This is a genomic window from Pantoea sp. CFSAN033090 (assembly GCF_001264395.1).
Lineage (GTDB): Bacteria > Pseudomonadota > Gammaproteobacteria > Enterobacterales > Enterobacteriaceae > Pantoea > Pantoea agglomerans.
The window spans coordinates 47,176-71,009 of sequence record NZ_LGYX01000017.1 but is presented as its reverse complement, the minus strand read 5'-3'; the positions used below and the strand labels follow the sequence as shown (position 1 = coordinate 71,009).

At 45.4% G+C, this 23,834-nt stretch carries 26 protein-coding genes; all 26 read left to right on the top strand.

All coding sequences use genetic code 11. The annotated features are described in order from the left end of the window. The coding region (gene tssI / locus AFL22_RS15940; RefSeq protein WP_052271750.1) for a type VI secretion system tip protein TssI/VgrG at positions 1 to 1,627 on the top strand (1,627 nt) is incomplete at its 5' end. Continuing rightward, a complete protein-coding gene (locus AFL22_RS15935) occupies positions 1,624 to 1,986 on the top strand; it encodes a hypothetical protein (RefSeq protein ID WP_052271749.1) in 363 nt (120 codons plus the stop codon). The genes tssI and AFL22_RS15935, both read left to right, overlap by 4 nt. A 593-nt stretch (positions 1,987 to 2,579) precedes the next feature. After that, on the top strand, positions 2,580 to 3,296 hold the full coding sequence (locus AFL22_RS24535) for a hypothetical protein (RefSeq protein ID WP_072123935.1): 717 nt from the start codon (positions 2,580 to 2,582) through the stop codon (positions 3,294 to 3,296). Between the two features lie 171 nt (positions 3,297 to 3,467). Further along, a complete protein-coding gene (locus AFL22_RS15925; protein ID WP_241773193.1) occupies positions 3,468 to 4,364 on the top strand; it encodes a hypothetical protein in 897 nt (298 codons plus the stop codon). A gap of 17 nt (positions 4,365 to 4,381) precedes the next feature. Beyond that, complete coding sequence (locus AFL22_RS15920; protein ID WP_010246011.1) at positions 4,382 to 4,822, top strand: DcrB-related protein; 441 nt, start codon at positions 4,382 to 4,384, stop codon at positions 4,820 to 4,822. Positions 4,823 to 4,825: 3 nt separating this feature from the next. Continuing rightward, positions 4,826 to 9,214 carry an RHS repeat-associated core domain-containing protein gene (locus AFL22_RS15915; RefSeq protein WP_052271748.1) on the top strand — a complete coding sequence of 1,463 codons (4,389 nt, stop codon included), beginning with the start codon at positions 4,826 to 4,828 and terminating at the stop codon, positions 9,212 to 9,214. Further along, complete coding sequence (locus AFL22_RS23515) at positions 9,211 to 9,696, top strand: hypothetical protein (RefSeq protein WP_072123933.1); 486 nt, start codon at positions 9,211 to 9,213, stop codon at positions 9,694 to 9,696. The genes AFL22_RS15915 and AFL22_RS23515 overlap by 4 nt, the downstream gene beginning before the upstream one ends. 522 nt (positions 9,697 to 10,218) lie before the next feature. After that, positions 10,219 to 11,181 carry a hypothetical protein gene (locus AFL22_RS15910; protein WP_010245982.1) on the top strand — a complete coding sequence of 321 codons (963 nt, stop codon included), beginning with the start codon at positions 10,219 to 10,221 and terminating at the stop codon, positions 11,179 to 11,181. Next, positions 11,181 to 11,762, top strand: coding sequence for a hypothetical protein (locus AFL22_RS15905; RefSeq protein ID WP_052271747.1), 582 nt, complete (start codon positions 11,181 to 11,183; stop codon positions 11,760 to 11,762). The genes AFL22_RS15910 and AFL22_RS15905 overlap by 1 nt, the downstream gene beginning before the upstream one ends. 649 nt (positions 11,763 to 12,411) lie before the next feature. Then, positions 12,412 to 12,675 (top strand): hypothetical protein, encoded by a 264-nt coding sequence (locus AFL22_RS15895; RefSeq protein WP_052271745.1) that lies wholly within the window; start codon positions 12,412 to 12,414, stop codon positions 12,673 to 12,675. 276 nt (positions 12,676 to 12,951) lie between these two features. After that, positions 12,952 to 13,323 (top strand): hypothetical protein, encoded by a 372-nt coding sequence (locus AFL22_RS15890; protein ID WP_052271744.1) that lies wholly within the window; start codon positions 12,952 to 12,954, stop codon positions 13,321 to 13,323. Between the two features lie 169 nt (positions 13,324 to 13,492). Continuing rightward, entirely contained in the window at positions 13,493 to 13,804 is a 312-nt protein-coding gene (locus tag AFL22_RS24070; RefSeq protein ID WP_156311600.1) for a hypothetical protein, read from the top strand. A gap of 322 nt (positions 13,805 to 14,126) precedes the next feature. Then, on the top strand, positions 14,127 to 14,342 hold the full coding sequence (locus AFL22_RS15885; RefSeq protein WP_052271743.1) for a hypothetical protein: 216 nt from the start codon (positions 14,127 to 14,129) through the stop codon (positions 14,340 to 14,342). A 103-nt stretch (positions 14,343 to 14,445) separates the two neighbouring features. Then, a complete protein-coding gene (locus tag AFL22_RS15880; RefSeq protein WP_231113961.1) occupies positions 14,446 to 14,688 on the top strand; it encodes a hypothetical protein in 243 nt (80 codons plus the stop codon). Between the two features lie 419 nt (positions 14,689 to 15,107). Then, positions 15,108 to 15,383, top strand: a complete 276-nt coding sequence (locus AFL22_RS24530) for a hypothetical protein (RefSeq protein WP_241773192.1) — start codon at positions 15,108 to 15,110, stop codon at positions 15,381 to 15,383. 304 nt (positions 15,384 to 15,687) lie between these two features. Further along, complete coding sequence (locus tag AFL22_RS15875; RefSeq protein ID WP_241773191.1) at positions 15,688 to 16,125, top strand: hypothetical protein; 438 nt, start codon at positions 15,688 to 15,690, stop codon at positions 16,123 to 16,125. Positions 16,126 to 16,350: 225 nt separating this feature from the next. Further along, the gene (locus AFL22_RS15870) at positions 16,351 to 16,566 is read left to right on the top strand and encodes a hypothetical protein (protein ID WP_052271741.1); all 216 of its coding nucleotides are present in this window, start codon (positions 16,351 to 16,353) and stop codon (positions 16,564 to 16,566) included. Positions 16,567 to 16,772: 206 nt separating this feature from the next. After that, positions 16,773 to 16,979, top strand: coding sequence for a hypothetical protein (locus AFL22_RS15865; protein ID WP_052271752.1), 207 nt, complete (start codon positions 16,773 to 16,775; stop codon positions 16,977 to 16,979). A gap of 169 nt (positions 16,980 to 17,148) precedes the next feature. Beyond that, complete coding sequence (gene tri1 / locus AFL22_RS15860; RefSeq protein ID WP_052271740.1) at positions 17,149 to 18,240, top strand: ADP-ribosylarginine hydrolase Tri1; 1,092 nt, start codon at positions 17,149 to 17,151, stop codon at positions 18,238 to 18,240. A 753-nt stretch (positions 18,241 to 18,993) separates the two neighbouring features. Beyond that, positions 18,994 to 19,527: a hypothetical protein gene (locus AFL22_RS15855; protein WP_052271739.1), complete on the top strand. Its 534-nt coding sequence runs from the start codon at positions 18,994 to 18,996 to the stop codon at positions 19,525 to 19,527. Positions 19,528 to 19,802: 275 nt separating this feature from the next. After that, positions 19,803 to 20,516 carry a hypothetical protein gene (locus AFL22_RS15850; protein WP_241773190.1) on the top strand — a complete coding sequence of 238 codons (714 nt, stop codon included), beginning with the start codon at positions 19,803 to 19,805 and terminating at the stop codon, positions 20,514 to 20,516. 156 nt (positions 20,517 to 20,672) lie between these two features. Further along, the gene (locus tag AFL22_RS24065) at positions 20,673 to 21,119 is read left to right on the top strand and encodes a hypothetical protein (protein WP_156311599.1); all 447 of its coding nucleotides are present in this window, start codon (positions 20,673 to 20,675) and stop codon (positions 21,117 to 21,119) included. A gap of 84 nt (positions 21,120 to 21,203) precedes the next feature. Then, positions 21,204 to 21,449 carry a hypothetical protein gene (locus tag AFL22_RS15845; protein ID WP_052271737.1) on the top strand — a complete coding sequence of 82 codons (246 nt, stop codon included), beginning with the start codon at positions 21,204 to 21,206 and terminating at the stop codon, positions 21,447 to 21,449. 117 nt (positions 21,450 to 21,566) lie between these two features. Further along, positions 21,567 to 21,953 carry a hypothetical protein gene (locus AFL22_RS15840; protein ID WP_010669950.1) on the top strand — a complete coding sequence of 129 codons (387 nt, stop codon included), beginning with the start codon at positions 21,567 to 21,569 and terminating at the stop codon, positions 21,951 to 21,953. Positions 21,954 to 22,185: 232 nt separating this feature from the next. Next, positions 22,186 to 22,428, top strand: coding sequence for a hypothetical protein (locus tag AFL22_RS15835; RefSeq protein WP_241773189.1), 243 nt, complete (start codon positions 22,186 to 22,188; stop codon positions 22,426 to 22,428). Between the two features lie 76 nt (positions 22,429 to 22,504). Beyond that, positions 22,505 to 23,590 carry an ADP-ribosylarginine hydrolase Tri1 gene (tri1, locus tag AFL22_RS15830; RefSeq protein ID WP_052271735.1) on the top strand — a complete coding sequence of 362 codons (1,086 nt, stop codon included), beginning with the start codon at positions 22,505 to 22,507 and terminating at the stop codon, positions 23,588 to 23,590. Positions 23,591 to 23,834: the final 244 nt, after the last annotated feature.

The following is a 23,834-nucleotide window of genomic DNA, read 5'->3' as shown; positions in this document are numbered from 1 at the left end:
CGTGAGCGGGTCGGGCACGGCCACCGGCATCGCGCCGGGCTTTACCTTCTCGATCATCAACGCGCCGCACTTCAGCGACAACGGCGAGTATCTGGTGACCTCGGCGACCTATGATTTCGCTGAAAACAGTTACGCCAGCGGCGACACCGGCGACAGCCGTCACAACATCCACTTCATGGTGCTGCCGTCGTCGGTGACCTACCGCACGCCGCCGGAAACGGCGTGGCCGAAAACGCACGGCCCGCAGACGGCGAAGGTGGTGGGACCCAAAGGCGAGTCGATCTGGACTGACCGCTACGGGCGGGTGAAGGTGAAGTTTCACTGGGACCGGCTGGCGAAGGGCGACGATACCAGCTCCTGCTGGGTGCGCGTCTCCAGCGCCTGGGCGGGCCAGGGATTTGGCGGGGTGCAGATCCCGCGAGTGAACGACGAAGTGGTGGTGGACTTCATCAACGGCGATCCGGATCGTCCGCTGATCATCGGCCGGGTTTATAACGAGGCGAGCATGCCGCCGTGGGCGCTGCCGGCAGCGGCGACGCAGATGGGCTTTTTAAGCCGGTCGAAGGATGGCACGGCGGACACCGCGAATGCGTTAAGGTTTGAGGATAAGTCGGGTGAGGAACATCTGTGGATTCAGGCGCAGAAGAACATGGATACGCATGTTAAAAATGACGCCAGCCATTCAGTCGCCAACAATCACAGCCATTACGCGGGCGGCAATGAGCTCTACCGTGTCGAAACCAACCGTGTCCACGGTGTAAAAGGGGGCGAAGAGCGGCTGACCGGTAAGGGCAAACTCGATGCGGTGGTCGATACCTATGTAGTGGGTTCGGGGACTAAACTTCGCCTTGAATGCGGAGAGAGTGCTATCGAACTGAATGCGAATGGCCAGATTAATATTGTGGGCAAGGGCTTCAATATTTTTGTGCAGGGTGATGGTCATATCACCACCTCTGGCGGCAAACTGAACCTGAACACGGATGGCGCGAAGCCGGGCACAAGCGCACCGGGCTCCAGTCATAAACAGAATATCAGCCAGGCCGTAGAGAATCTGTTCCCGCCAAAACAGAAAGGACAGGCGGCTCCGGCTGCGCCAAAAGCTGCGGCGGCACCGGCGAAAGGGGCGGCTGCACCGTTAGCCAATAACCAGGTTCGAAAAGTACGTCCTTTACCTCCCGAAAAACAAGCATTCTTCGATAAAGTGTATGCTGCTGCTCAGGAAGATGAAAAGAAAACCGGCGTTCCGGCTAAAATCACCACGGCTCAGGCAATTCTAGAATCTAACTGGGGTAAAAAAATGCCCACTGATATCAAAACTGACAAGGTGAGTAACAACATTTTTGGGGTCAAGGCACATGGCTCACCGAATTATGTGGAAGACTGGACACATGAGAATATCAACGGAAAACGTGTTGCAGTACTGGATAAATTTGCCAGTTATGATTCAATTGACGAGAGCATTGAGCAGCACTCCCAGTTTTTGATTAAAAATCAAAGGTATAGTAGTTTGTTCAACTCATCTGACCCGGTAGAATGGGCTAAAGGTTTACAGGCTAAAGGGTATGCAACCGATCCTAACTATGCCAATAGTTTGATTTCCGTGATGAAAGGGAGAGGATTACTATGATTAAAATTTTATGTGCATTAGTGCTTTCATTACCACTAATGGCCTCCGCCAATGATTTCTGCAAGAATTTAAGTAGTGAGGCTAACATTAAAGGCGTGAGTTTCGACAATACAGATAATGTATACAAAGTCGGCGGTGAGGGTAGGTTGTATTTCTATTCTGCCCCAAATGAAAAATGCTTAGAAAAAGAAGTTTTTGTTGTCCCCGGCAATCAATTATATGCTTACGTTGAATACGGAAAATATTATAGTGTGATGTATGTAACTAATGATGGAAACCAGATTGATGGGTGGGTTAAAAAAGACAGGTTAGTAGAAGCACACACTGGTATAGCACCAGATTATGATGCGAAAAAATAGTTACTTTCTTTTTAAGAAGTGATGGTTAGCGTCATTGCCGATTACATGAAGTTTTGTGGTGATATTGCATTATTATTTTGTAATGTCACCCTTGGCTTTTCTAATAATTAATTTAATGAGCATTGACATAAATATGTCATATTTTAATAGTTATAATTTAGTCTTGTTATTTCATCCATTTATTATCATGGTGTAGTGGCGGACTTTCTGGTGTTAAACTAAAGGCATCTTATTGTATTTTAAATATAAAAATCCTTTTCACTAAGTGATATATGGAGCGATGAAGCTCAAAAAAAACGGGCGCGCACATAAATGAACAATTTATTGGCGATATGCATTTCAGTGACATCAATTATAAGTGATGCCAGAACAAAAATGATGATTTTTAAATCTAAACTGCGAACCTATTCTGGCAAAAATGAGCAGCGTGATATTGATAGCTATTTATTGGAATAATATCCATCGACACCCATGCTATCTCTATAAATTTTGATGAAAACCCAATCAGCCAGGCGCTGTAGTTCTAAACCAACCCAATCTTAACGGCTGGATTAATAGGGTTAATGATTGTCTGGATTTTAAAGGTTAATCAAATGAATAAAGTTGGATTTAGCTTAGCGGTTTTGTTGTCAATTTCTTCATTATCCTTGTTTGCTTCTGATAATTTTACTGGTCAGTGGAGTGGGCAAGAGAAAAATGATAATGGATTACTATATTCCACTCTAACATTAAAATTAAAACAGAATAATAATAACATAACGGGTAGTTATTGTTATGTGACAAGGGGCGGAAATAAAATAGATTGCCCTGATGATAATGACAGCAATCTCAAAGGTACGGCAAACGGTAAAAATGCTTTGATTGAATTTGATTCTTCATTTGGCGGAGTGAAGGGTAAAGCAAATTTAGAACTTAAAGATAATAAAGTTTTATGGAAGTTAATCAAAGACCCTGAGAATGGGGATTTTTATGCGCCAAAAACTTATAATCTTGACAAAGATGTTAGTGAAGGAGATTTAAAATCAGATATGAAGGTTTTGTCTACATCTGATTTTACGATTACTTTATTGAATAGCTGTGGGGGTTTTTATACTGTGTGTGATAAGGTTAAATACATAGGCCTCAGAAATAAAGATGGAAAACAAATTACTCTTGAAGGTAAAACTACGCAGCCTGTAAACTCAAATAAAGCTGAAGGGATGATTTTCAATAATAGCGGTGTAGATTATGTTGTGAGCTTTAATCCGCTTGAATTGAAGGTGGTACAGGGTAATAAAACGCTTGTTAAGCAAGGTGGCAAGTGGGAATGATAATTTTCATTATCACTCAAGTGAGATTTTTACTGTATTTCAAGTAATAAGAATGACATTATAATAGTGTTATGGGTTTTATTAGGGTGGTGATATGTACTCTCCACCCCACATAATTTTGAAGTGTGAGTAATTTCTTTAATTTAAAAGATTTTAATTACGTTGCTCTTAGTGATTAAATACCCTTCTATTTTTCTATTTTCAACCCCCGATAAAAACACAATGATTGTAAACCGTTATTTCGCCAGCATTGTATTTGTGCCTGTCCTCATGGTTTTATCCTGCATTGCCAGGGCCGAATCCAGCACGGAATCGACCGTTCCTGCCCTTAACGAGGGCGATTTTTCCGTTCTGCTAAACGACTATGCTTTCACTCCCGGAGACACATGGAGCAATGAAAGCTTCGTACGGGCTGGTAAGGCTCTGAGTTCAGTTCTGGCCGGAGAAGTGGCTATCAATAACCAGCAGTACAACTACTTCCAGCATAGCTATGACGGCTTTGAGTTGTTCAGCGCGGCGGCGGTGGGAGATGCCAGCCACACGGTTCTGGCTGAGATCCTTCTGGAAAATGCCAATGTGCCGACGTCCCGAAATATAAAGGTAGGCGATAGCCTTGAACAGGTTCAGCAAGCCTATGGACCCGGAAAAGAAGATAACAGTGATGATCAGCACTGGCTTGTCTACCCGTCTGGCGGGAAACAGTTGATGTTCCAGATTGACCAGGGAAAGGTCAGCTGCATCATGTTGAAAACAGACATGGGTGCAGAGCAAAGCGAAATCAGCGCTGACCAGGCTATCAGCGCTGCAACCGAAGCAATTCATACCTGGCACCTGACCACCCTCGACGAGAAATGCCTGCGATACGATCTTGACGACAGCAGTGATGAAAGTTTCTTTATTATTACGGTTCGTGAAGATAATCACGACGCCAGTTGCGGTGGCGATCCTGATATTACGCATCGACTTTTCGACATTAAAGTTGCGCGTGATAATACACAGATACTCACTAATGCCGATAACGTTGATGGCGAATACCATAGCCTGATTCCACCCGCCACAAACAATTAATAAAACGGATACCCAATATGCATTACCAATTCAATGAGGGCGCCTTTGCGCTTTTTCCTGCTGCCTGGCAGGACACCACCATGAATATTCTCCGCGATGAAGCCAGTGGGCTGGCCTGGGTTGTGAGCCGTGGCGTTATTTCTGAGGGCAGTGATGCGGAAAAAGAGTTCCAGCGTCAGTGGGACACATTACGGAGTCAGATGGGCCATATCCAGCAGACTGAATTTGTACGTTTGATGGCAGGTGTGGATAACACATTACACGCGGTAGAAGTTGAAACCGTATTTGACCGTAACGGGCAGGCAGTGTGGCAGAAACAGCTGGCTACACAGGTGCCTGATTCGAACATCTTAATGATTTTTACGCTCTCAGCCATGCGTCCATTCAATGAAGAAGACGGACAGCGCTGGAGTGCATTTAAACAAAGCCTGAGTCTGAACAATCCACGGAAAGCATAACCTATGGATAACCCTGCGGCCCGCGTGGGCGACGAGATCATTCACTCCAGCATTTTCGCTGATATCACGAGCATTGTTGCGGAAGGTGCGGCCTATGCCGTCATTGGTGCCGCAGTGGGTGCTGCTATCGTCTCGGCAGCGCCCCTGCTGGGCACAGGGGCGGCAGCGGCGAGTGTAGCAGCCGTGGGTAACAGTTGCCTGCTCAGCGGTATTCTGGGTGGTGTACTGGCCAATGCCGTTGGTCTGTCACAAGAGATCAGCAAAGCGGCCGATGGGCTGGGAAACATGATATTCCCGCCGTCACCTGCCGGAGTAATCGCCAGTGGATCCGAGAATGTCTACGTTAATGGTCTTTTAGCCGCACGCGCGGCCGGGATGCTCACGCCCGGCGAGACACCGCCACCGGAACCACAATCGCCGCAGAGCTTCGCCGACTATGGCGGCATGTTGCTCTCTGCGGTCGGCCAGTTTGGCAGTGCAATGTGGCAGCCCACGGTAGCCTCCGCCGATGCGGGCACCTCTCCGCTGGAGCAGGACAAAGTGGCCTGTGAAAAACACAGCGCACCGCAATATCTGGCTCAGGGATCGAAAAGCGTCTTTATCAATGGCCAGCCTGCGGTGCGCGCAAAGGATAAAACCACCTGTGACGCCACCGTGAGCGACGATGTTTCCCCCAATGTCATCATTGGTGGTGAAACCGTCACGGTCAGAGAGATCAAAAGCGGCAAGGTGCCAGGTCTGGCCGTGATGATGATCGGCCTTTCCCTCATCCGTGGTCGCCCCAGTCAGATCATCAAAAACATGCCCTGCGCGCTGGCCGGTGCCGTGGGCGGTATGGCGGCGGACATGGCTATCAATGCGGCCTTCTCGTCGCTGTTTCCGGTTCATGCGGCGACCGGCGTCAAAGTCCTTAATGATGATGCCGAGCGCGATTTTTCCCTTCCCGGACGTTTCCCGCTCAGTTTTCAGCGCAGCTATAACAGCCTGACTCAGCGCGCTGGGTTGTTTGGTCAGGGCTGGGCCACGGTGTTTGACAGCTACCTGACGCTGGAAGGGAATCGGGCAACCTGGTTTGATGACAACGGGCGCGAGCTGAGCTTTGACGTTCCCGGTGACAAAGAGGTGCTCTACAGCATCAGCGAAGGGCTGATGGTGCGGCGCAACGCGTCTGGCGATATCGCCATTGCCGATGACGACGGTGCGGTATGGCGTCTTTACAGGCGCACGGCCGCTGATCCGCAGGTGCTGCGGCTGGCTTCACTGAGCGACGAGTACGGTAATGCGCTGGAGATGGGCTGGGATGAACAGGCCCGCCTGGTGCGTATCCATGACGCGCCGCTGGCGATTGACGTCACGCTGCACTACGACGACAAACAGCACGCGCGGCGCCCGACATCGGCCAGCCATTTTGATGGCGATCAGCACTGGCCACTGACGCGCTGGACCTACAATGATCGGGGCCAGCTTGCCAGCGTCACCGATGCCGCAGGCGTTGTCTCACGACGCTTCCGTTACAACGATGACGGGTTAATGGTCTGGCATCAGCTGCCGGGCGGGCTGGAGAGTGAATATCGCTGGCAGAAGCTGGATCACTGGCGCGTTGTAGAAAACCGCACCAACAGCGGTGATGGCTGCCACATGCATTACGATCTTGAGGCGGGCATCACGCGCGTGTCGACCTATGACGGTCAGCAGCGCGAACATCACTGGAATGCTGCGGGCCTCATCACCTGTTTTATCGACGAGCGGGGCGAGAAATGGCGCTACGAGTGGGATGAAAACGAACTCCTGACGCGTCGCATCGATCCGCTGGGCAACGCGGTGAGCTTTACCTATGACGATCTGGGCAACCGTGTTGAAGAGAAGGATGCTGACGGTGGTGTGCAGGCGGTGCAATGGCTGTCACACCGTTCGCTGCCCACGGTTGTTGCCGGAGCAGACGGTTCCACAACGAAATACTATTACGATCCCCATCACGGCCTTGAACGCGTTGTTGATGCGCTCGGGCAAAGCACGCTCTATCAGCGGGATGAGTTCGGACTGGTTGTCGAGGAGACTGACGCAGCAGGTAACAGCTACCGCCGTGAGTTTAACGATGCCGGCCAGGTTATCCGTGAAACCGACTGTTCAGGGCTGACCACGCGCTACGGTTATCATCCCCTGGGCTGGCTCAGCTGTGTCATCGCGCCGGATGGTGAAGAAACCCGTTATCACTATGATGCAGCAGGCCGTCCTCTTCAGCTGGAACGCGCAGAAGGATGGGAAGAGCGGTTGCACTGGAGTGAAAACGGACTGCCGCTGGCCTATGAGTCGGCTGATGGCAAGCGCAGTGAATTCCGTTACGACAATGTCGGGCGATTGATCGCCAACCGTAATGCGCAGGGTGAGACGGTTCAGCGAAGCTGGGACAGCCGTGGCCGGTTGACGGCGCTGCAAAACGAGAACGGCGAGCAGTATCAGTTCGAGTGGGGCGCAGATTCTCTGTTGCTGGCCCAGGTCGGGCTGGATGGCGTTGCCACACGATATGACTATGATGCGGCGGGCCGCACGGTATCACGCACCTTTGCTGCCGGACATCCTCAGTCCATTACCCATCGCTATCACTGGAGCCGTGCGGGGCAACTGCTGGCGCGGACCACGCCGGAAGGCCAGACGCGCTATCACTACAGTGGCGGCGGCCAGCTGGGTAAAGTGTCGCAGCATCTGCCGCTGTCTGACACCGAGTGGAGCCAGCAGGCCGAGCAGGAGATTACCTTTAAGTATGATGCGCTGGGCCGCATCGTTGCTGAGCAGGGGGAGCAGGGCGAACTGGCGTGGGAGTATGACGCGCTGGGCAACTGCACTGCCTTAACCCTGCCGGATGGCCGCAACCTGAAGCAGCTTTATTACGGTAGCGGGCATCTGCTGAGCATCGCATTAGACAACCTGCCGGTCACGGAATTTACCCGTGACACACTGCATCGGGAACTCAGCCGGACGCAGGGCGGCCTCACCATGCGCAGTGAGTACGATCGCTTAGGCAGACTGCGCCGCCGTGACGTGTTTAAGGGTGACTCACAGCGTCCTGCACCGCGCGTCTGGTCCCGCCGGCGCGACTTCGATTACGGCAACAACCTGATCCGTGAAGAGCGCGACGATAATCCGTTCAGCCAGACATTATGGAACTACGATAACGCCGGCCGGCTGTTGTCTCAGGACGGTGCGCAGCCGGGTAATGAACAGTGGCGCTGGGATGGCGCAGGCAACCCGCTGGATCGCCATAGTGCCGCTCATGTCATGCATAACCGCGTTACCGAACTGAACGGTATCCGCTGGCAGTACGATATCCATGGCCGTACCACTGAGAAAGATGACGGGCATACCCGCTGGCGCTACCGTTACGATGGTGAGCATCGCCTGACGGATGTGATCAGCGAGCCACGTGACCGTAATAGGCCTCGCACTAAAGTGAGTTTCCGCTACGATCCGCTTGGGCGCCGCATCAGTAAAACCAGCCAGCAGCTGTTGCAGGGAAGACCGTCGGGGAACGCCGTCACGACGCGCTTTGTGTGGGAAGGCTACCGCCTGCTGCAGGAAATCCACGACGGGATCCCGCTGACCTACGTCTACAGCGACAGCCAGAGCTATGAACCGCTGGCCCGTATTGATGGCGTGGAAAGCCCGGAGATTTACTGGTTCCATAATGCTGCTAACGGAATGCCGGAACTGCTGACTGACGGTGAAGGGCAAAAAGCCTGGGAAGGTATCAACAGCCCGTGGGGCAAGCTGCTGCGCGAGTCCAGCCTGCGTGTTCCTCTCGTGGAGCAGAACCTGCGTATGCAGGGCCAGTACCTGGACCGGGAAACCGGACTGCACTACAATCTGTTTCGTTATTATGACCCGGACAGCGGACGGTTTACCCAGCAGGACCCGATAGGGCTGGCGGGCGGGATCAACCTTTACCAGTATGCGCCGAACGCGCTGGGCTGGGTGGATCCTTGGGGGTTGATGAAGTGTAAAGACCCTGCGAAAGAAGCGACGAAGTGGCAGGGACCAAAAAATCCCGATTATCCAGGAATTGATGTTTACAAGAACAGGAAGCTTAAAAAAGGTACAATTCTCTATGCTCTTTATCCTAACGGCGACCAAAAACCTGCATATGTAGTGACATTCCCTACTGTTAGACAATACAGAAATAATCCGTTAGGTTATCACCAAGCTTTGCAAGTTAAATTAGATCCACGCTGGCCTGTTCGTACGAAATTAAGAGCATTTTATGTAAGTGAAGATATTGATGTTGCCTATGGTAGAGCAGCAGCAAATAAAATTTATGGCGATGGTGGGGGACTTCAGTTCTTTGTACCAGAAGAATTTAGGCATTTGCTAATCCCAGGAAAAATTATTGATATATGAAAAATTTAAAATTTAAACCAACTACAGGTACATTAGTCATAGATGAAAAATATTTGGAAATTACAAGTGAAGAGCTTTTTTGTAAAAGCGAACTTTACAAAACATTACAAAGGTTAGGTTCTATCAAAAGCCTTATGCCTCATCATTATCTTATCGACTCGATAATTTTCCATAATAAAGAATTTGAACTTCATATTAGGCCAATATGTTTTAATTTCCCTTTCATGGTTCAACTTGTGGATAAAGGAAGTGAATATTATCATTCTTTAAATAATTGGAATAGGCGAGCTGACATTGAAATGTTAAATGAATCAGTAAGAGACTTGTCTAAATGGCTTAGCTCATCTCTGGAACTAGGGCGTCCTGATTTTATTGAAACTGAAGTAGTTAGGTGGGGGTTTCCTTGGGGGAACGTGTCAGTTTCATACGAGACAAGATCATTTAACCATGGTATATATATAATTTGGGATGCAGGGTTATAAAATAAATTTATAATTACAAACAGTTAGGCTGGTTAAATTAAAGCAAGATACATATTAAAAATGAAATAATTGATGGAAGTCGTAAGAATAAAAAAGTTTCAATACGGGCCATAAATGTTTGTTTCATGAATTATCGTAAGGTTACGGGTGACTATAGTCTTCCTACAGATGAGGAGATGGACATCTGGAAGCAGTTATTTAATGTTTGGCAGTGATACTTGAATTAATTCAAATGAGTTTTGAGTTATGACTTGCTTCACAGTGACTATTTTAATGCCGTATTTAGAGAGTGATTGTTTTTAAAATTTTTTTCAGGTGACATGCAAACCCTCTATTAGGGATTTTGAGTCGAGAAGTGCGGGGGTGGAATAACTATTTTTTTTGCAATCAAAAAACGGTAAGCTTGTTATTATATTGCCTGCATATTGATATATAGTTTTGGTGCGATAATGATGTTTTTTCCATTTCGAATTTGAATGTCTTGAAAATTCTCTTTTATCATTGAGCCCATAAGGAGATAAAATGAACCTGCCAGGAATGAATCCCGAGAATAACTTACCGGGTTACGACATCGCCAGGATGACCGGTTATGGGGCACCTGATTTTGATTTCAAAGCGCTGGGTGCAGCAATGGATTGTACTCGGGAGTTTTATCAGGCTGGCATCATCTATGCGGATGGCGCACAGCGTTATCTTGTTCGGCCTGGCCAGCGTCATCCTAATGGTCAAAGTGGTATCGTTACACATCTGATTGTGACCAAAACGCCTAAGCAAGCCACAGCGTCTAATACGGGCAAGTCACTTAGTGAAGCAGTAAGCGTAACCTCAATGGGAACGGAGATTGCCTCGACCGTGCTTTCCTGTGGTGCAATGATTATCACAGCTGGCGTAGCGGTTATCGGCGCTTCAGCAACGCCTATAACCGCTGGCAGTAGCGGCGTGCTTGTTGCTATTGGTTATGCTGGCGCTGCCGCAACAGGCGTGCAATGTGTCAATGGTATTTACCGGGTTTATGATCTCGTCGAAAACGGTGGTGAAAACGTAGCGTGGCTGGACTCTCAGGATTGGTACGTTGCCACTTCAACGTCCCTTGACCTTATTTCACTAGCCAGTGTGGGCGGTGCGTTAAAAGAAGCCCTGGCAACATGGCGAGCGATGAAATCAGTCTCTTCTTTAAAAGCAACGGAGTGGCTCCGGAACTATCCAAGGCAGGACCGGGCTCGCCTTACTGAATTAATCATTAAGGCACAAAACCCTGGTATAAGTAATAAAGAGCTTAAAGCCGCCATCCGTGCAGGACTTTATCCAAAGCGTTTCCCTGTAGAGTCGGTGCAAAAAGAACTTGTTAAGCAACTCGCGCAGGTCGTCACGAGCGCAGCGGCTGTGGCAGGCAGTGCTGTCAGTGGTATCATTGCTGCTCCAGGTAATGTGCCGCGCTCCGGGCGCTATATTGTGGGAACAATTCAATCACTGGCGGTATTTTAATGCAATTTCTATCATGGCTTGTCGGGCCAAATATCACTGAACACCTGCAACAGGGTCGCGAAATAGATCAGGTAATCGCACGGCAGGATAATTCGATACTTGCCCGTTCCACTACAGAGCTTGAACGTTATATTAAACAGCCTTCTGAGGCGCTTCCCAGGCAAAACGGCTTCCCGGTTGCGATAGTGCTGATGCTGTTGCTGGTTTCATTTGCATTTAATTTGCTGACGTTTCTGCACGCTTTACCTCCGCTCAGTCCACAGATACATGCGTTGAGTTTTTTTGTTCCCTCAATCGTCGTTATTGGCGCGATACTCACGGCCAGTTACCTGCTTGCGCGAGGCCATACAGCCGGTGTGGCGGGGCTGGCTTACGTCTGTGCGATGTTGTTTATATCGACCGTTTTACTCTTGAGCTACAGCTTAGTTACGGGTAGCCACTCGGGTCTGTGGCTGATTCTGGCACTCGCGGCTTTGGTGGGTGCGCGCTGGATACTTAATGGGCAGGCTTTCATCCTGTTTGCCATTTACTGCCGGACACAACGTCTCGCCAGCGTCGCCCGGCAGGGTCGCATGAAATAACCCATACTGATCTGTAGTACTGTTATCGCGGAATACCCATTCCGCGACTCTGGTCTTCATCCACTTTCTCTCAAACTGAAACCAAAAGCCAGATGCAAGTTACCCCCTTGTAAGTATTGATGATGAGGATAGCTCTGCGATATGCAGGTTTCATTAGCGTTATTACGATTACGCTAACAACCTCAAACTCGAAGAGCGCGACGATATCCTTTCAACAGACATTATGGAACTACGATAATGCCGGTTGTTTGTTTGCCTTATGATGACGCGCAGCCGAGTTGTGAGCAATTGCGATGGGACAATGCAGGCAACACGCTGGATTGCAAGGCTGGTTCCGCCATAACCGCACGAAACAATATCCGCTTGCAATATAATTTCCATGGGCGTACCACCGGGAAGTAGCATGGTCAGCCCCACTAATACTACCGTTACAATGGTGAGCACCGTTTGACGAACTTCCTCAGCGAACCGTGGGGCCGCAATAAGCCATGCACGAAGGTGAGCTTCCGCTACGATCCACTGGAGCGTCGCATCAGGCATGGTGAATCCAGAACAGGTCATTACACAAAGAGTAGATTGCTTATTATGCTAATCGCAGCATGAAAATATCACGTCATCCACTTTGTCTGCGTTGAAAAACGGAACCATTATGACTTTCGAAGAAATAAGCCGAACAGTGTGCGATATTCTGAGCAGGTCTGGTTTTAACAAAGAGGCCAGTGAGATTAGCTCGATGGTTTTAATGATTAGTACACTGGAAAAGAATGATAAGAACAGAATATCTGCTATTGATGATTTGATTTCCCGTAGCCACGTTAAATGGCTTGGGGATTATTACATTAGTGATTTCAGCTATAAGGAATGGACTGATCTTATTTATGTTTTTAAGGGTAAGTTGTCCAGTGAAAAATAACGCATGTCGGATCATGGCTCATCACTCACATCACAGGTCATCTTCTGCTTTAATGATTACTGATGGTTTTTGGTTATTTTTGGAGAATGAGAGCTGCAATTAATGCCAGAATTTTTCTCACCTAACCATGCTCCATGCTGTCAATTTATGGCCTGGCTAAATACTGAATAAGTGCTTTTTGCATTGAATAAAAGTGAGAGTTAAAGTTGATTTATTGATGGCAAAATTAATGTGTTTTTCGCTAATAAGTCGTCAGTCAATAAGAAAAGTGTTTAAATGAATAACATCAGTGGGTTAACATTGTTAGCTGATCAATCCACTATTCAGTGGGGATTTATGGATGAAGAATTTACATTGACATTATCAGGAATCGATCAGGTGTTGGTTGATGAAAGCAGAGATTTAATATTTGTTCTTGATCAGAAGGAAAGTTTGCCTGAAAGACTCACTATAATAAATGCGCAAGGCAAAATTTTATCATCTTTTTCACCGCCCGATGGTGGAGCATTCTACTACATGACGGTGGATTCAAAAAAAGAAGTCTTAATAGTCTGCGTTTTTACTGGCAAAATTGATGGCTGGAGTGACTGGCATTTCTCTTTCCATCAGGAAACTAATCAACTGGTGCGGTTATCACGGGCTTACTGATGCTGTAAAAGTTAATATAAATCATAATGGCCGCAGCGAATTATACCGGCCCTCACTGCCTGCAATGCGAATGTTATACTAATGATTAAATGGCCTGTGAATTCGGTCGTGTGAGTGGGTTGAGGTATCAGAAGCATGGCCTGTGAGGTGGGTAGTGTATTGTAAAGAAATGGCTCAAAAACTATTAATTGAATTTATGAATTTAAAAAACATTCTAATCAATGATGGAGAGCGTAACTGGATTAGAGGCGTTTTATCAATAATAGAAAAGCTCAGGGTTTCTATCGACTCTCAGGGGGTTGAATCAGCAAGTTATTGTAAGGATGCATGTGATACATGGAGGTTAATGTATGGCGGAAATGGTTCTTTCTCTGATTATCATCTCTGGCATGATGATTACAATGAGAGGGTTAAACGTAATATTCCGCTGGATTCAATAAAGAGTAATATCGCTAAGATTCTTGATCACGTGCAAAAATAGCAAATCGTTTGTCTGGAGATTATCGGTTTCATGTTTTCCTATCTGTCATTCCATAACGCGGTTAAAAGTGTTTCCAGCCTGTTGCGTTTTCTATATTGTCAGGCAGGGCATGCAAAAATAGCGCCGTGCATCCATAGGAAAGCTTATGGAGACTCATGTGGCAGCGTTACACCCTGACCTATTCGTTATGTGAACGACGGTGTTGAAAATAAGTCTGGGTGCGAAGAGCACTTCAATCAGACGTTTTGCTCAGGCCCGGAGAAGTGCAGTCAGGATTCTGACATGTTCATCAGACCCCTTTAATTATTAATCGGTATTGAATATGCAATATCAAATCTTTTGCGATTATGGGATAACCCTTGTAGACAGGGATGGGATTCTTATTGCTTTGTTTGACTCGGGCAGGCTTGTTCCTGAATATCTTGAAGCTGAAGTTAGCATGCATGAAGCTCTAAAAATCAAAAAAAGCCAACAGGATGCCTATGAAGTTATTATGTCATTAGGAGACAGGATTAAAAAAGTCCCACGAAAAACCTGAAGGATTTAAAGATTTTTATCGTAAATTTTATTCCAATGTATGAGAAAGGTTTGCTTAAGATACTATATTTCTGTCCTTATAACAGGATGCTCAGGCCAGTTTTATGACAATACAACGTGTCGCTAAGGTGTTGGTGATGGAAAAAATTATATTTAGTGGCTATGGCATGTTCATCACTGAAGAGAATAGTAAGTATTACATCAACTTTGATGAAGGCGGCATTAGCAATAAAGATATAAGATATGAAATAAGTGAACAGGAGGCTATTAAAGCTCGCCAAAGTGGGCTGGATGCTTATGAAGTGATGTTAAGGTCCCAGTCCAGAGCAAGAAAATGTAACTTGTGATTGAGTATTTTTTGCGTAAAGCCACTTGAATCTGCCAGGGTAAATAAGGCCAGCTGAATCGATTCTCGATTTAACGCGTTAAAAATGAAGTAAAGAGTGGCATTGAGGATCATGGCAGTCTGCGAACGTTGATAAGGCAACGATTAAAGTAAATTTTACATTGCATAGCTCTCGCCGGACTGGTAGAAGACACTAGTATTGCCCGGAAGAAAAATACATATGGAAATCTCCAGGACTGCTGTAGATCGTCTTCAGAATATCCCGTGGTTTGTTAATATAGGTAGAGGCGGTTATTTGAATGATATAAAAAAATAACTGCTGAATCATATTTTATCAGCCATATAACGAGCGTCGACTGGGAAGATGTAACGCTTCAGGCGGGTAATGCGATAAACGGATATCTGTCAAAAAGACAAAGCTTGAAATATCATTACTGGAATGGTCTTGTCAGAAAAGCGAAAGAGATTATTGATATTGAAATCATACCCATCATAAAGAATCCCACTACATTAGATGATGATATATTGATCAATAATGTAAAGTGGGATTTAGTCAGTTTTCTTGCAGAAGAAACTTATAAAGCATATTTACCCAACGAGCGATTTTTTGAACGGCTGACGGTAATTTATGAGAATGGACATATTCCCTGTGGATGGGAAGGGCAATGGCCATCCGGTAGGCTTGTTATCTATTGATGTATGCTCGTCTGTGTTGCTGCTGGGTGAGTGAGCGCCAGTGAGCCACATAGAAGTGAAAACCTGTGCTTTGCACTAACACAAGCCTATAAGGACCACGAGCCCTCCCGCCTGCCTGGTTGCCCCTTTTGGACGGTGAGAGCGTGAAGAGCGTATCAGCCCCTCGTCCCTGCCGGAGAATCTGACACCGTGTACTGTCATGATGAGTAATATAAGGATCGGTATGATAAAAATCATACATCAAAGAAATAGGGTACTGTTCATACTGACATTTTTTCTTTTTAGCGGGTTCGCAGATGCAAATATGCAAAATAAAGAGATCTGGAGTTTTATCACTCAGTTGAGTGCTTCACTTAAAAGTCTGTCTTTGGGAAATCTTAATCAGTTTCCGTTGGAATTGACATTAAAAACACAAAATGACTACATCAACGTTTATCAGGCAAATTCGGTAAAACTGGAAGATGAAGCAAAAATTACTGATATTGAGTTGCGTGTCAGTAAATCATCAGGCGGCATGGCTCCTTTTCTGAGCTTTTCTCCCGATGGTAAATGCACAACTCTTGATGATGTCAGAAAACAGTATCCGGGTGTTAAGTTGAGTGACTATCCTCGCGGCCAATCTGAAAATGAAGTAACCAGCTATACATCTGCTCCAGAGGTGGATGGTCAGGTAATCACGTTTTCTTTTACTGTCAAAAATCCGGATTGTCTGAGTAAAGTGATCATCACGGCTAAAGAGTGAGTCTGGTGATGTTGAACATATTTCGATTCACCAGGATAGTAATGGCAGCACAATGCCGCTTAGCGCCATCTATTCCGGGAGCGTACAGCCTCACAACGGCTACACCGGGTAATGCCTCCGTCTCTTCCAGAGCATTACCTCAAAGGCAGCCCGGTCTGTTTCTAAAGCCTGAGCTTAGTGCGGCAATGCGCAATCCTTCAAACTGAAATATTTTAAGAGAACGGTATGAGCGAGACTCTATTTAGTGATTATGGTATTGATATCGTAGTAAGAGATGGAATTTTTTATATCCGATATGATGATGGCGGTTTAGTCGGTAAAGAGATTGATTCTGAAATAAGCAAGGACGAAGCGCTCAAAGCTCAACGCAGCCCGGGTGATGCTAATGAAGTCATTTTATTAACTCAGGCCAGAGCTGGAATTAATATTGCTAAATTTTAGGCGGACTATCCGGGCCTGATTGTGTGAGTTTTTCCAGAAACTTTTCCTGTGCTTCTGCTCTTATTGAGTCCGTCATGAACTTTTTCAGAAATCCAGGGCTGAAAATTTTTAACGACATAGAAATTGATATTGACAAGGCCTGATAAAGAAACAGGTAGGCCGTATTCATCATTATGAAATTTATCAACCACTCGGAAGTAAATACGATGACTCAGCAAGCGTTAAGAGAGCACCTGTTTTATTTAATCAATAAATATGTGCCGGAAAGCAATAGAAGTGATTTCTTCGAATGTATTCTAAGAGATGATGTTCCTGTAAAAGGAATTCTAGCAAACCTGAACAAGGTAAAAGATGTCACTCTGGATGAAAAAGATGGAGATTTATTAAGAGAGATTTACTTTAATTTTTGCTAAAAAACGCTAAAGATCAGGCGTTTCAGCGACCTTTGTTTCATAGACGTATTGGAGCGAAAAGCGGCTGCATGATGATAGCCGGATTCCACACCAACACCTTATCAGCGAGGGGAGACTGTCTGATCCTGCTGCAACTGAAGCTGGTTGTTTTAAAACGGAGAGTGATTTTATGATGGATCTTAGAGCTGACGAAGACGAAATTTTTCATTATGCACAACGTTACGCCCATTTAATTCCACCCGTTTCGCGTCAGTTGATGAACAGGATGTCTTACAACCCTGTACCGATGCCAGAAACGGCAGAAGACAAACAAAAGCCCAAATGGATGTACTCACAGCCTCAAAAGATCACTGATCTGCAGGCCCTGGACAAAGCGCAGGGTGCTCTCATGGGACTGGCGGCAGGAGACGCGATTGGTACAACACTGGCGTTTGTTCCGCGCGATAAGGCCTATGTAGACGATATGGTTGGCATGGGACCTTTCAACCTGAAACCCGGGGAATGGACTGATGACACCTCAATGGCACTTTGTCTGGCTGAAACTTACATTGAGAGCCATAAGTGTGACACGACGCTGTTCCGTCAAAAGCTACTCAGCTGGTACAGAAACGGGACGAATAGCTCAAACGGTGTCTGCTTCAACATAGGTAACACAACCCGCGTTGCGCTTGAGCAATTTGAACGACACGGACCCACCTGGATGGGGAATACTTCACCTGATACCGCAGGGAATGCCGCTCTGGTCCGACTGGCACCCACCGCTATTTTCAGGAGAAAATCATTTGTTGACGCCTTGCGTGATGCAAAACAACAGAGTAACGCAACGCATCGCGCGGCTGAGTCTGTCAGCTGTTGCCGTTTTTTCATCTTAATACTTCATTACCTTTTAAATGGTTACAGTAAAAGTGAAAGCCTGGCGCCGCATCTCATGGGATCATCATTACGTGTTCTTCTGATCAACGCCGGTGAATATAAAGAAAAATACCGGCATCAAATACGATCTTCTGCCTATGTCATCGACACCCTGGAAGCAGCATTATGGGCCGTCTGGCATACAGATAATTTCAACGATGCTGTTTTGCTGGCGGCGAATCTGGGTAATGATGCAGATAGCATAGCGGCTGCCGCTGGTCAGCTTGCGGGTGCGTTATATGGTCTGTCAGGCATTCCTGAGGGATGGGTTGAGAAAATAGCGCATAAAGAGAGGATTCTTTCATTGGCGAAACAGCTTTTTGAAATGGCACCCGACGAAAAAGATTGAAGTCATCGCGCAACACAACACGGTCGCCTGGGATGTGTCAGGTGAGTTCTGCCTTGCACAACGGCCTGACGTTATTGGCCATAGAGGATATTCAGCACATTAAGAGTTGATCACCCTCTGCCTGTCACACGACAGTTCCTGCAGAGCAGGTTAACTCTTTCAAATGAAGTGCCTTCAGAATGCCCCCCAGTTCATATTTCTGGCCGGTGTGCTGACAAGTGGAGTCGTGACAGACCCGGGAGATGTAGCAATGTGGGTGATCTAAGGTATCTGCTATCTGCGATGCCAGCATCAAGAGATGTTTGGACTCAGTGTTTGAGTGAGATTTTCCTGTCTGATAGCCTCGAAATCGGTGTTTCTTATGATGAATTACTAAGTTTATTATTATCTAAATATCGAAGCAGAAAGCGGTCAACTGAGATTGATATTAGCGATCCCTGGGCCTGGATGCACTGATTAAACGTTTAGCAGCCCTTAAAGATAATACTAAAATCATTGTCTTTCCGTTAAAAAAAGTGTGATGTCTGGCCATTGCTTTGTAATAGATGATGAAATTATTGGTTGCGCTTTCATTAAACGTGGCCGTGCTTGTTCCCAGGAAGGACTTTGGATAGAAGGGAAAAAGTTGTGTTGACAGGCGCTAAGAGAAAACCTCTGACAATCAAGGTTCTTTCTATGGGACCGCGGAAATTTTCATCTCACAATGAAAATGTTTGTGGCGTGAAAATGTAAATAACCTTTCCAGAGAGGCTAATGCAGGGTATGGGCGATGGAGTTGTGATTCACGTGAGGAAAGGAGACTATGCAATTCTCGAAACAAAAAAGGGTTATATAATCAGTGTTTTGTTTCCTAATGCCTACAGAAACTCTCACTTTGATGTGAGCAGGTATTTTAAATTGGATATATCAGGACTGATACAGTCAGGTGATTTTGAAGCACTTGATGAATTGTCTCAGGATATAAGAAGGGATTATGCCTCATTTCAACGATATGAAACTGAAAAGGTCAACGTTACAGGACGACGACTGATGAGTAAGTTGAAATTGGCCATGAAACCCTGGGATTTCACATTATATCGGTGTGGGAACGATACGCATGTACTCAAGGTTATTTTCAGTGAGGGAAATTACAAAGTCGACGTTGAAAGATTTTTCATTGTGACTGACTATCTACTGAACGCAGAAGATCTGTTTAGCACGTGCGAAAGGGTATCTGCAAATATCAGGATGTCTTGCGAAGATTTTGCTAACAGCGAAATAAGTAAGCGTGATTTTGATTTGCTTTAAAATGTTATTTTCAGGGCGGACACCGGTTTTAATGCCACTGTTTTGCTACAGCCAGACCAGTAACGCCCGAGGACTCCCGATTGAAGGAGTTAAAATAAGAGCAGCCTCTCAGAGTCAGTTCAGATGCGATGAAACTGATTTTCATTTAATTCCTTTAAAAGGAATTGATGTACAGACAATTCTGGCTATTAAATTTATTCAGGCAGGTAATGATGAGATTATTTAGAAGAGTGATTTTTTTGTTTATCGTCTCTGGTACCATAATAGGTGCCGCTATGGCTTCTGAAAATTCACAACCGTTGTCTCAGTATGATAGCTTAGCCAAAATTTCAGCTATCTTTAATAACCAGGCAGTTGTTTCCAGTTTAAAATCTGTGCTGGGCAAAGACTACAACGAATTTAGTCAGAACTTTGATGTGTTTGGTGAACCTCATAAAACTAAAGAGGGAGGATTATTCGCTGAGGGCTGGCTAAAAGATCTTTATCTTGAACAGGCTTCAGCGTTTGTCATACAGCCTGATGGTAAAATTTATGCTGCGTGGTTCTCTCCGGAAAGCAATGAAGTGCATTATGTCTCTAATGCACCGGGAAGGGACACAATACAGGAAGATATTGCTGACTGGGTGCAGCGTTTTGACAAGGTGCCGTCACCTGGCGTGAATGCTAAACAAAAAAAGAGCAGTAAAAAGGAACGCTTTTTCGAGACAAGCCAATTCAGGATTAAAATAACCTCGCTTTGTGCGACTGATTCAGACTGCAATGATGTCAGCTACGAAGGGGTTCGAAAGTCAGATGGCGCGGTTGCCAGGCTTAAAGGTAAAGCTATGAAAAGCGACTGCGGTAAAACCTCTTGTCCGATCCTCACTTATACATTTCGAAATCATGATGCAAGTTATATTATCAATAACGTGATCAATAATCTTTCCGTTATTGTTAATGGTAAGGTTGTGCTTTCCGAAACAGGGAAGTGGAGTGACGTTCCCAGATAAATAAAGAGACTCGAGTTTTAATGACGCACTACGGTGATAATCATCATGATGCAACCGTATGCTGTGCATGATACATTTAATGGCCTGTCGTTGAAGAGATAAGTGCAGAGTTATAATCGTATCTCAATCTGTAATAACAAAGACGAGTTTTTAAATATGAGCTTAAAATACGCAATGGGAGAGCTGGTATTTAATGATTCGTTGATTTTAACCCCAAAAACAACTAAACATGAGTTGATGTCAATTCCTGGGTTTGTCTGGGAGTCATGGCCAGATAATATTGAGGATACAGTTTCATACAGAAGTGTTTTTTCGTTTAAAAACAATAATAGTGGCGATATTTATTTGGTTGTCAGTTTTTTTGAGTCCGGGAACTCAGATGCTGTAATATCGCGCTGGAGTTTTGCACCAGAAAAATTGTTGATGGGTGAGCAGAAAAGCCTTACAGGAGGCATAACTAAAATATTAAAACGTTGGTTTAAGGAACAAACGAGAACTTCATTACCTTTAAACGGGGTTTGGGGCAGCATCGATGTAGCTTATGACGTTTATAACAGAACGGCGACAATAAATTGTCACTATCGTTCAGGTTCCGGAAAGTAAATTTAATAAAAATGGTTTTTATCAATTGCGATGCAGGATATAAGATGCGATTGTGAGCACTGTTAAGTTCAGGATGAAGTTAATATGAAGGATGATGTATTTTTTAAAGCCAGAAGTTTAGTCTGCCTGATCATTCAGGATGTAAACCTATCTCCTGGGTTAGCTAAGAATATCTCTTATGCTCTTGACTATAGTATAAGCTCAGGTGAGATGCTCATCAGGCTGAATTTTTATCTTGATCAAATATTGAGTGAGCCGGATATATATTGCATCGAGATTATTAAATTAGCCTCTGGCTTACAATTAGATATTAAAAAGATTCTTAGCTGATCATCATTCTAAGGAATTCCGCTACTTAACATGATGATTGTGATCATTTTTTGCTAGGCTAGTTGTACCTGATATTTAACGCTCAAAGCTTTTAAGCGGAATAAAGAGTGAGTTGCTATGACTGAAAATAGTCCAGACGAAATGCTTTTGGATGCTCTGGCGCCAGATTTGTTACGTCAGTATATAGATTTTCAAAGTATAAATCTTTTGTTTTCAAGAAGCAATGTGACGGGCAGAGCAAAGGAGGAAATTGATATCCATCTCAGTTGCGTAAAAAATATGGGTGGCGAGGTTATAGGGAGTGTCTCGCTAAAAGAAAATCTTAGTCTCTATCAGGGAAACTATGTGTATATTTTAGCTGGTTATGACAGGAACTATGGTTTTGAACTCTATCTAAATGATAAGCAGACTGAGGTTCTGGGCGTTATGATCGTCAGGCTACGAAAAAAAAGTGAAAATGAAATTCAATGGGAAAAGGAGAGATTAGGTATTAAGTATCCCTGAGTTTTCTTAAATAATCAGGTTTTTTTGGCACACCAACCAGGACTCTGATTGGATCATAAACTCGTCAGGGCTGAAGCAAAGTCTGGACGCCTGACAGGATGCGGCTGATATCGGCACAGTGAAGTGGCCCTGGAGTAAAAGCAAACAATCTCCTGCTTTAACAGGTTAATAAAACTTAGATTTACACGTACATCAGCATGGAAAGGTTTAACCGTTACATAATGATAATCTGTTGGAGGAATTAAAAATGTGTGTTCCAGAGAGAAAAGAAGCTGAAATGATGTTGCTCAATCTTTTAAAAAGAACCCTAAAAAATCAGTCTGATATAGACCTGTTAATGGATTTAGCAACAAAAAATGAGTACGCAATTCCAATGAAGGGCATCAGGCACAAATTTGACAGCATGGAGAAACAGCCACTTACACATGATGACTGGAATGATATGGATACGCTAATGCACTATTTTGGTCCTTAGCGTTTGCTAAGCAAGAGAGAAAAGACTAAGAAATGTTGTAGCGCTTTGCCTCCCACGTAATTGAAAAGGAATTTGTATGATAGACCTAAGATTGTCAGAATCTGAACTTAAAACATATGCAAGGAAGTATGCACATTTGTTGCCTGAGCTATCGCCTCAACTCATCAACCGGATGGCTTACGAACATCAGCCAATGCCTGATGAAAAGCCAGTGAAACCTGAGTGGATGTATACGCTGAAACAACGTATTTCTGACGTTGAGGCCTTAGATAAAGCCAAAGGTTTACTCATGGGACTTGCCGTTGGTGATGCAGTGGGGACCACTCTGGAATTCCAGGCTCGTGACAGTTCTCACATTTACGATATGGTTGGCGGTGGTCCTTTCAATCTTAACGCCGGAGAGTGGACCGATGACACCTCAATGGCACTGTGTCTGGCAGAAACGTACATTGAAAAGAATTGTTGTGATATGGATTTTTTCAGGGAAAAATTAATCAGTTGGTATAAAACGGGTCATAATAGTTCCAATGGAGTTTGCTTTGATATTGGTAATACTACCCGCTATGCTCTTGAGCAAGTCATCAAGCATGGGGCTGATTGGTTGGGCAACAACTCTCCTGAAACGGCAGGCAATGCTGCGTTAATTCGGCATGCGCCCGTTGCTATTTTTAGAAGGAAATCTTTTATTGATGGCTGGCGTGATGCCAGTATTCAAAGTATGTCAACGCATTGTGCACCAGAGTCAATCGACTGCTGCCAATATATAAATGTTATTTTACATTATCTTTTGAATGGCTTCGGAAAAAATGAAGCTTTTTCTCCGCACAAAATTCCCTTCCTGGTAAGAGTTCTGATTATCAATGCCGGAGAATATAAAGAAAAGCATCGTGATCAAATCCGCTCCTCAGGCTATGTCATCGACACCCTTGAGGCCGCATTATGGGCCGTCTGGCATACAGACAATTTCAAAGATGCCATTTTGCTGGCGGCAAATCTTGCTGATGATGCTGATAGCGTGGCAGCCACCGCAGGCCAGTTAGCAGGCGCATTGTATGGACTGTCAGGCATTCCTGCAGAGTGGGTTGATAAAATAGTCGATAAAGACAGAATCCTTTCGATGGCAGAAGAGCTGTTTCACCTCGCCCCGGAAGAAACGGATTAATTTCGACATCCCATATTTCCGTTTTGGGATTTTCTGTTGCGCTGATATAAGCCGGCCGGATCGCTGGCATTCGTCATGAATGCTCTCGCCAGCGGCCCGGCGTTAAATACATCGTTAGCCATTTCCCCTCCAACCGCCATTGTCCATTGCCCATCCATTTACCCTGCATAAACATCTCCTTTTCCTATGACCCACCCCCTTCTTTTAATCTATTCCCTGTCCAATCCCCTGAAAAACCCACCCA

What these genes read in the sequence shown, in the direction of transcription:
- AFL22_RS24070 (WP_156311600.1), top strand. Translation starts at nt 13,493, where the DNA reads ATGGCTCAAAAACTATTAATTGAATTTATGAATTTAAAAAACATTCTA.
- tri1 (WP_052271740.1), top strand. Translation starts at nt 17,149, where the DNA reads ATGATGGATCTTAGAGCTGACGAAGACGAAATTTTTCATTATGCACAA.
- AFL22_RS15920 (WP_010246011.1), top strand. Translation starts at nt 4,382, where the DNA reads ATGCATTACCAATTCAATGAGGGCGCCTTTGCGCTTTTTCCTGCTGCC.
- AFL22_RS15890 (WP_052271744.1), top strand. Translation starts at nt 12,952, where the DNA reads ATGAATAACATCAGTGGGTTAACATTGTTAGCTGATCAATCCACTATT.
- AFL22_RS15870 (WP_052271741.1), top strand. Translation starts at nt 16,351, where the DNA reads ATGAGCGAGACTCTATTTAGTGATTATGGTATTGATATCGTAGTAAGA.
- AFL22_RS24065 (WP_156311599.1), top strand. Translation starts at nt 20,673, where the DNA reads ATGAGCTTAAAATACGCAATGGGAGAGCTGGTATTTAATGATTCGTTG.
- AFL22_RS15880 (WP_231113961.1), top strand. Translation starts at nt 14,446, where the DNA reads ATGACAATACAACGTGTCGCTAAGGTGTTGGTGATGGAAAAAATTATA.
- AFL22_RS15855 (WP_052271739.1), top strand. Translation starts at nt 18,994, where the DNA reads ATGCAGGGTATGGGCGATGGAGTTGTGATTCACGTGAGGAAAGGAGAC.
- tri1 (WP_052271735.1), top strand. Translation starts at nt 22,505, where the DNA reads ATGATAGACCTAAGATTGTCAGAATCTGAACTTAAAACATATGCAAGG.
- AFL22_RS15845 (WP_052271737.1), top strand. Translation starts at nt 21,204, where the DNA reads ATGAAGGATGATGTATTTTTTAAAGCCAGAAGTTTAGTCTGCCTGATC.
- AFL22_RS15935 (WP_052271749.1), top strand. Translation starts at nt 1,624, where the DNA reads ATGATTAAAATTTTATGTGCATTAGTGCTTTCATTACCACTAATGGCC.
- AFL22_RS15915 (WP_052271748.1), top strand. Translation starts at nt 4,826, where the DNA reads ATGGATAACCCTGCGGCCCGCGTGGGCGACGAGATCATTCACTCCAGC.
- AFL22_RS24535 (WP_072123935.1), top strand. Translation starts at nt 2,580, where the DNA reads ATGAATAAAGTTGGATTTAGCTTAGCGGTTTTGTTGTCAATTTCTTCA.
- AFL22_RS15885 (WP_052271743.1), top strand. Translation starts at nt 14,127, where the DNA reads ATGCAATATCAAATCTTTTGCGATTATGGGATAACCCTTGTAGACAGG.
- AFL22_RS15850 (WP_241773190.1), top strand. Translation starts at nt 19,803, where the DNA reads ATGGCTTCTGAAAATTCACAACCGTTGTCTCAGTATGATAGCTTAGCC.
- AFL22_RS15895 (WP_052271745.1), top strand. Translation starts at nt 12,412, where the DNA reads ATGACTTTCGAAGAAATAAGCCGAACAGTGTGCGATATTCTGAGCAGG.
- AFL22_RS15905 (WP_052271747.1), top strand. Translation starts at nt 11,181, where the DNA reads ATGCAATTTCTATCATGGCTTGTCGGGCCAAATATCACTGAACACCTG.
- AFL22_RS15910 (WP_010245982.1), top strand. Translation starts at nt 10,219, where the DNA reads ATGAACCTGCCAGGAATGAATCCCGAGAATAACTTACCGGGTTACGAC.
- AFL22_RS15865 (WP_052271752.1), top strand. Translation starts at nt 16,773, where the DNA reads ATGACTCAGCAAGCGTTAAGAGAGCACCTGTTTTATTTAATCAATAAA.
- AFL22_RS23515 (WP_072123933.1), top strand. Translation starts at nt 9,211, where the DNA reads ATGAAAAATTTAAAATTTAAACCAACTACAGGTACATTAGTCATAGAT.
- AFL22_RS15875 (WP_241773191.1), top strand. Translation starts at nt 15,688, where the DNA reads ATGCAAAATAAAGAGATCTGGAGTTTTATCACTCAGTTGAGTGCTTCA.
- AFL22_RS15840 (WP_010669950.1), top strand. Translation starts at nt 21,567, where the DNA reads ATGACTGAAAATAGTCCAGACGAAATGCTTTTGGATGCTCTGGCGCCA.